Origin of the sequence: Bradyrhizobium sp. UBA2491 (genome assembly GCF_002341725.1) — a bacterium.
GTDB lineage: Bacteria > Pseudomonadota > Alphaproteobacteria > Rhizobiales > Xanthobacteraceae > Bradyrhizobium.
Window position 1 is genome coordinate 34,286 of record NZ_DDOP01000034.1, and the last position, 7,500, is coordinate 41,785.

Genomic DNA, 7,500 nt, shown 5'->3' on the forward strand with positions numbered 1-7,500 from the left:
GGCGAGTTCGAGGAGCGGCTGAAGTCCGTGCTCCAGGAGGTCTCGACCGCCGAGGGCGGCATCATCCTGTTCATCGACGAGATGCACACGCTGATCGGCGCCGGCAAGACCGACGGTGCGATGGACGCGTCCAACCTGTTGAAGCCTGCGCTGGCGCGCGGTGAGCTGCACTGTATCGGTGCGACCACGCTCGACGAGTATCGCAAGCATGTCGAGAAGGACGCCGCGCTGGCTCGCCGGTTCCAGCCGATCTATGTCAGCGAGCCGACGGTCGAGGACACCATCTCGATCCTGCGCGGCCTCAAGGACAAATACGAGCAGCACCACGGCGTGCGCATCACCGACTCTGCGTTGGTGGCCGCGACCACGCTGTCGAACCGCTACATCACCGATCGCTTCCTGCCCGACAAGGCCATCGACCTGATGGACGAGGCGGCGGCGCGGCTGAAGATGCAGGTCGATTCCAAGCCCGAAGAGCTCGATTCGCTGGATCGCGACATCATCCGGCTGAAGATCGAGCAGGAGGCGCTGAAGAAGGAGAGCGATGCCGGCTCCAAGAGCCGCTTGCAGACGCTGGAGAAGGAGCTCGCCGGGCTCGAGGAGCGATCGGCGGCGCTGACGGCGCGCTGGAGTGCGGAGAAGAACAAGCTCTCCAACGCCCAGAAGCTGAAGAGCGAGCTCGATGCGCTTCGCGTCGAGCTGGCCAATGCGCAGCGTCGCGGCGAATTCCAGAAGGCGGGCGAGCTGGCCTATGGCCGGATCCCCGAGCTGGAGAGGAAGCTCGCCGACATCGAGGCGCGTGAGAGCGGCAAGCCGAACGGCGGCGAGATGATGGAGGAGGCGGTCACCGCCAACCACATCGCGCAGGTCGTCTCGCGCTGGACCGGCGTGCCGGTCGACAAGATGCTCGAGGGCGAAAAGGACAAGCTCCTGAAAATGGAGGACAGTCTCGCCAAGCGCGTCGTCGGCCAGGCCGAAGCCGTGCGTGCGGTGGCAACCGCCGTGCGTCGCGCCCGCGCGGGCCTGCAAGACCCGAACCGGCCGACCGGCTCGTTCATGTTCCTGGGCCCGACCGGCGTCGGCAAGACCGAACTCACAAAAGCGCTCGCCGCTGACCTGTTCAACGACGAGACCGCGATGGTCCGCCTCGACATGTCCGAGTTCATGGAGAAGCACTCGGTCTCGCGGCTGATCGGCGCGCCTCCCGGCTATGTCGGTTACGACGAGGGTGGTGCGCTGACCGAAGCCGTGCGGCGTCGGCCCTACCAGGTCGTGCTGTTCGACGAGATCGAGAAGGCGCATCCCGACGTCTTCAACGTCTTGTTGCAGGTGCTCGATGACGGCCGCCTGACCGACGGTCAGGGCCGCACCGTCGATTTCCGCAACACGCTGATCATCATGACCTCGAACCTCGGTTCGGAGTTTCTGGTGAATCAACCGGAAGGCGAGGACACTGCCGCCGTCCGCGATCAGGTGATGGGCGTCGTGCGGGCGCATTTCAGGCCGGAGTTCCTGAACCGCATCGACGAGATCATCCTGTTCCACCGCCTGCAAAAGAGCGAGATGGGCCGCATCGTCGAGATCCAGTTCGCGCGGCTGACCAAGCTGCTCGAGGATCGCAAGATCGAGCTCACGCTCGATCCGAAGGCGCGGGATTGGCTGGCCGAGAAGGGCTGGGATCCGGCTTACGGCGCCCGCCCCTTGAAGCGGGTGATCCAGCGCAGCGTGCAGGATCCGCTGGCCGAGATGATCCTCGCCGGAGAGGTCAGGGACGGCGATCGCGTCGCGATCTCGGAGAAGGGAAATGTGCTGACCTTCAACGGTCAAGTGCCCAAAACCGCCGAGGTCGTGCAGTTCGAGGCCCCGGTCTCGAAGCGCAAGCTGAACTGAGCACGACAAGCCTGACAATGGAGGCCCTCTCCGCGTGCCGCGGGGAGGGCCTTGCCCTTGTGGATTGCTCCTGATGGGCGGACTGATCAGCGGTTGGTGATGGAGCGGGTCTGCGACGTCGAGCTCGTGGCATCCGAGACGATGCGCGAGCTGCCGCGGCTCGCCATCTGGGCTTCGATCTTGTCGCGGGCCTGTTCGAAGCTCGCCAGCATCGGACCTTCGAGCGATCGGCCGCGCGGCAGTTTCACGCGCATCGGGTCGACGAACCGGCCGTTGACCAGGATTTCGTAGTGGACGTGCGGTCCGGTCGATTGGCCGGTCGAGCCGACGAAGCCGATCACCTGGCCCTGCCGCACCTTCTTGCCGATCTCCATGCCCTTGGCGAAGGCCGACATGTGGCCGTAGGCCGTCTCGTAGCCGTTGGAATGCTTGATGCGGATGTATTTGCCGTAGCCGCCCTCGTAGCCGACCTTCTCGAGCACGCCGTTGCCGGAGGCGAAGATCGGCGTGCCGTAGGCGGTGGCCCAGTCGACGCCGGTGTGCATCTTGACGTAGCCGAGGATCGGATGGCGGCGGCCGCCGAAGCCGGAACGCATGATCGCGTTGTTGACCGGCTTGCGGACCAGGAATTTCTTCGCGCTCTTGCCGGTCTCGTCATAGTAGTCGACGACGCCGTCGTCGGAGCTCTGGAAGCGGTAGTATTTCTTGGTTTCGCCGCCCACGGTGAGCGCGGCGTACAGCACTTCGGTCTTCTCGGTGCTGGTGACGCCCTCGTCCTCGCCGGCATAGAACACGTCGAACGAGTCGCCGGGCTGCACCTTGCGTTGGAAATCGACGTCGTAGGAGTAGATCTTGACCATGTCGTCGATCACGGTCGGCGGCACCTTGTTGCGCAGCGCGGTCTCGTAAATGCTCTGGTAGAGCCGCACGCCGCTGCCATCATCCTCGTCGTCGTCGCTGGAATTGTCGGCGGTATCGGTCGTGGTGTTCATGCTCTGCACGTCGACCGCGACATATCTGCCGATATCGGACAGGGCGGCGACGGCTTCGACGACGGAATCGTTGGCGACCACGACGCGGTAGGGCTGGAGCCGGGCGCCCGGCGCCGCCGGCGCCATCAGGATCCGCACCTTCTGGCCTTCCTTCAGCCCGCCGTCGCGGCCGCGCGGGCCGAGTGTTGCGGCAATCGCCTTCGCCTCGTCCGGTGTCGCGCCCTGGTCGCGCAGGATCGAGGTGATGCTGTCGCCCTTCTTGACGAGGTGAACCCGTTCACCGATCGGATTGCCGCCGGTGACCTGCTCCTTCGTCTTCGGCAGCAGGGTGACGTTTTCCGGCACCACGCGGGTCTCGAAGCCGGCATAGGGATCGGAGACGTTGCCTTCGGTCGCGTAGGCCATCCGCATATCGGGGCCGGCGCCGGTGGCATCGGCCGCGGCATTGGCGAGCGAGGCGTAACGCACCGAATTGCCGGAGCCGCGCCAATTGGCGGCGTCGCGCACCCGCATCAGGATGTCGTCGAGCCCGACGCCGGCGGCGAGCTTGGCTTTCGGCAGCACGGATCCGAGATCCTTGGTGACGAAAGAGACCTCGGCATCGGGTTCGGCGGCATCGGCCGCATTCGGATCCTCGGTCGCCGCCGGCGTGTCGGAGCCGACATCGGTCAACAGACGCTGCGCGTTGAATGCGGGGATCTTGGACGACAGATCGCTCGTGGTCATCGAGAGATTGCCGGAAATCCGGATGAAGGGCCGCACCCGCATCACGTCGCGATTGCCGACGCGGGTCACGGTCGAGACGCGCACCAGGCTGCGGGAAGCGGAGGATTCGTTCGGCGGCGGCAGGCGGTCGCCCTTGTGCAGGCTGACGACGCGATCATTGCCGGTGAAGGCGCCGCGCAGCGCGCCTTCGACGCGCTCCGGCACCTTGGCGAAGGTCATCTCGCCGTCGAGCGACGCGAAGACGGCGCCGCCGATCAGAGCTGCGCCGCACAGACCGGTGAGAATGGTGCCGCTGAACCATTGAACGGAGACACGACGGCGATCGATCACCGCGGCCTCGGTGCCGTCGACTGAAAGCGGCGGTTCGTGACCGAGATCGATCATCCCGGTCTCGCGCCCAATGCCGCTTCCGCGTGACGCCCGTTGGCTCAACCCGATATCCCCCCAAATTCCAGCAACTGCGATCGTCCTCTGCTCGTCCTCATCTCCACCTCGCTCCCTCGGAGAGGGAATTCGGCAGTGTGGCGAGCCACACGCATCGACATCGAAGAGACGAAGGCCATTCGCTGGCCGCACTCTCGAACGTCAATGGTGTGCAGATCTCTCGATGTTGCTCGGCCGCGTAGGGAAGAGGCGACGGGTTCTCGAAGAAATCGCCTGGTCCCCCTGAAAAACCACCCGAGCCCCCACAGGTTTCGAGCGGTTCATTGCATTCGTTATAGCGAGAACGTCGCAGGATTGTGGCTCAAGTGCGGCATTTAAGGTGGAAAAGTTTCCTGAAGCCGGGGTGCCGCTGGCTCGCCTGGGGGCCCCTCGGAACCCGTTCCGAGCGGCCTGACGGGCGTCCCGGCGACAAACTTTTTTTCAAGTTTTTTACCACGTGTGTCGGGGTGATGAATTTTACCGTCGACCTAAGCCACGGGAACTACGTGGGTTTCTTCGCACTGCACAAGCGATTTCGGCGTGCGACGATTTGTTGACAATGGCCGTTGACAATCCCGAGGGGCCCGGACTATAAACCAACCACTGAGCGCGGCGCCGCCGGGTCACTGACCAAGGCGAGCGAACGCGCCTCTGATGCTCCTCACTTAGATGAGTGACACAACAACCGACATAAATCGGTTGAGGTTCACTGTCGGTCGGTGAAGGGTAGAACCACCCTCTAAGGGTGTGGGATCATCGGATCCCGGGCTGTTTGACAAGTGAAGATGAAGAAAGAGAAACGTGGACGGCGGAGTCCTTGCGTCTCTCGGAATACTTGAAAGCTTCGGCTTTTGACTTCTGAGAGTGGACGAAAGACTTCGGCGGTACACGTTTTAAAGGTTACACCATCGCTGCCAACGATGTGAATCGCAGGCGGCTCGTTGACTTCGGTCGACGAAGAATGGTGGGACCTCGTCAAACGTTGTGATCAGCCGGTTCAAGGTTTCAAGTCCAACTTGAGAGTTTGATCCTGGCTCAGAGCGAACGCTGGCGGCAGGCTTAACACATGCAAGTCGAGCGGGCATAGCAATATGTCAGCGGCAGACGGGTGAGTAACGCGTGGGAACGTACCTTTTGGTTCGGAACAACTGAGGGAAACTTCAGCTAATACCGGATAAGCCCTTACGGGGAAAGATTTATCGCCGAAAGATCGGCCCGCGTCTGATTAGCTAGTTGGTGAGGTAATGGCTCACCAAGGCGACGATCAGTAGCTGGTCTGAGAGGATGATCAGCCACATTGGGACTGAGACACGGCCCAAACTCCTACGGGAGGCAGCAGTGGGGAATATTGGACAATGGGCGCAAGCCTGATCCAGCCATGCCGCGTGAGTGATGAAGGCCCTAGGGTTGTAAAGCTCTTTTGTGCGGGAAGATAATGACGGTACCGCAAGAATAAGCCCCGGCTAACTTCGTGCCAGCAGCCGCGGTAATACGAAGGGGGCTAGCGTTGCTCGGAATCACTGGGCGTAAAGGGTGCGTAGGCGGGTCTTTAAGTCAGGGGTGAAATCCTGGAGCTCAACTCCAGAACTGCCTTTGATACTGAAGATCTTGAGTTCGGGAGAGGTGAGTGGAACTGCGAGTGTAGAGGTGAAATTCGTAGATATTCGCAAGAACACCAGTGGCGAAGGCGGCTCACTGGCCCGATACTGACGCTGAGGCACGAAAGCGTGGGGAGCAAACAGGATTAGATACCCTGGTAGTCCACGCCGTAAACGATGAATGCCAGCCGTTAGTGGGTTTACTCACTAGTGGCGCAGCTAACGCTTTAAGCATTCCGCCTGGGGAGTACGGTCGCAAGATTAAAACTCAAAGGAATTGACGGGGGCCCGCACAAGCGGTGGAGCATGTGGTTTAATTCGACGCAACGCGCAGAACCTTACCAGCCCTTGACATCCCGGTCGCGGACTCCAGAGACGGAGTTCTTCAGTTCGGCTGGACCGGAGACAGGTGCTGCATGGCTGTCGTCAGCTCGTGTCGTGAGATGTTGGGTTAAGTCCCGCAACGAGCGCAACCCCCGTCCTTAGTTGCTACCATTTAGTTGAGCACTCTAAGGAGACTGCCGGTGATAAGCCGCGAGGAAGGTGGGGATGACGTCAAGTCCTCATGGCCCTTACGGGCTGGGCTACACACGTGCTACAATGGCGGTGACAATGGGATGCTAAGGGGCGACCCTTCGCAAATCTCAAAAAGCCGTCTCAGTTCGGATTGGGCTCTGCAACTCGAGCCCATGAAGTTGGAATCGCTAGTAATCGTGGATCAGCACGCCACGGTGAATACGTTCCCGGGCCTTGTACACACCGCCCGTCACACCATGGGAGTTGGTTTTACCTGAAGACGGTGCGCTAACCGAAAGGGGGCAGCCGGCCACGGTAGGGTCAGCGACTGGGGTGAAGTCGTAACAAGGTAGCCGTAGGGGAACCTGCGGCTGGATCACCTCCTTTCTAAGGATGATCCTTCAGCGAGCTCACGCTCACTATCGGATCGTTTTAGAAACATTCAGGGGCCAACAGTTTCAGGATTGTTGAGCTCCATTGGCGGGATTTCGCCGTCTTCGTTTCTCTTTCTTCGCGGACGAACACGCGCCAGGGGCTGAGCGCTGTGCGATGCATCGACGTCACGTCGGATGCGCGCCGGCATGTCTCTCGTGTTAGGGGCTTGTAGCTCAGTTGGTTAGAGCGCGCGCTTGATAAGCGTGAGGTCGGAAGTTCAAGTCTTCCCAGGCCCACCAGCCTTCGCGCTTCGCTGCTTCGGCTAGGCAGGCCTTTCAAGATGAAGGCTGCTGCGCCGTAGCCTTGGCGAAGGCGAGCGGGTATCAATAATGCGCTTCGTCTTCTGGTACGGGGCCATAGCTCAGCTGGGAGAGCGCGTGCTTTGCAAGCATGAGGTCGTCGGTTCGATCCCGTCTGGCTCCACCAGATGGAATTGAAGCTCGAGAATGCGCCTTGTGCAGGAAGCTCTGTTCAATCGTCCGCGAAACATCACTTCGCACTCATTGGTCCGGATGGACGGTGACGTGCGTGTTTTCTGACATCGTAAAGAGGAGATCGATCCGAGTTTGGATCTGCGGAGCAATTCGCGGATGCCATTCCTAATCTCCAGATCGTTTTCGGCGCTCGTTCATCGCCGCTCATCGCAAGATGAGTGAGATGATCGAGTTGTAAAACGATCTTTGTAGCGAAGCTTGACCGCCTCGCTATCGGGCCGATCTTACGAAGCAAGCTGGTCTTTCTAGTCAATGTCCGGCTGCGACAATCGCGTTCATCGAGGACGCGTGCCTTCAATGGCAGTTGCGCAGACAACATTCTGCCGAGTGTGTGGACATTGATAATGAGAGCAATCAAGTGCCTTAAGGGTGTTCGGTGGATGCCTTGGCGCTGAGAGGCGATGAAGGACGTGCTACGCTGCGATA

General features: G+C 61.0%; 2 protein-coding genes, 2 tRNA genes and 2 rRNA genes (1 of these 6 running past the window's edge). 5 read left to right on the forward strand and 1 reads right to left on the reverse strand.

The features are described 5' to 3' along the window. The coding region (locus tag B2W55_RS09720) for an AAA family ATPase (RefSeq protein WP_291532219.1) at positions 1-1,890 on the forward strand (1,890 nt) is incomplete at its 5' end. Positions 1,891-1,976: 86 nt separating this feature from the next. Here B2W55_RS09720 and B2W55_RS09725 read toward each other — a convergent pair. Next, positions 1,977-4,040, reverse strand: a complete 2,064-nt coding sequence (locus tag B2W55_RS09725; protein ID WP_024579152.1) for a M23 family metallopeptidase — start codon at positions 4,038-4,040, stop codon at positions 1,977-1,979. A gap of 1,003 nt (positions 4,041-5,043) precedes the next feature. On the opposite strand from B2W55_RS09725, the gene B2W55_RS09730 reads away from it, so the two are divergent. The 4 genes from B2W55_RS09730 to B2W55_RS09745 all read left to right on the forward strand — a co-directional run. Continuing rightward, a 16S ribosomal RNA gene (locus B2W55_RS09730) occupies positions 5,044-6,532 on the forward strand. 210 nt (positions 6,533-6,742) lie between these two features. Continuing rightward, positions 6,743-6,819 (forward strand) — tRNA-Ile (locus tag B2W55_RS09735). 111 nt (positions 6,820-6,930) lie between these two features. After that, a tRNA-Ala gene (locus tag B2W55_RS09740) sits at positions 6,931-7,006 on the forward strand. A gap of 420 nt (positions 7,007-7,426) precedes the next feature. Next, positions 7,427-7,500, forward strand: a 23S ribosomal RNA gene (locus B2W55_RS09745); it runs 2,766 nt beyond the window's last position. Together the 16S and 23S rRNA genes with 2 tRNA genes alongside form the textbook arrangement of a ribosomal RNA operon.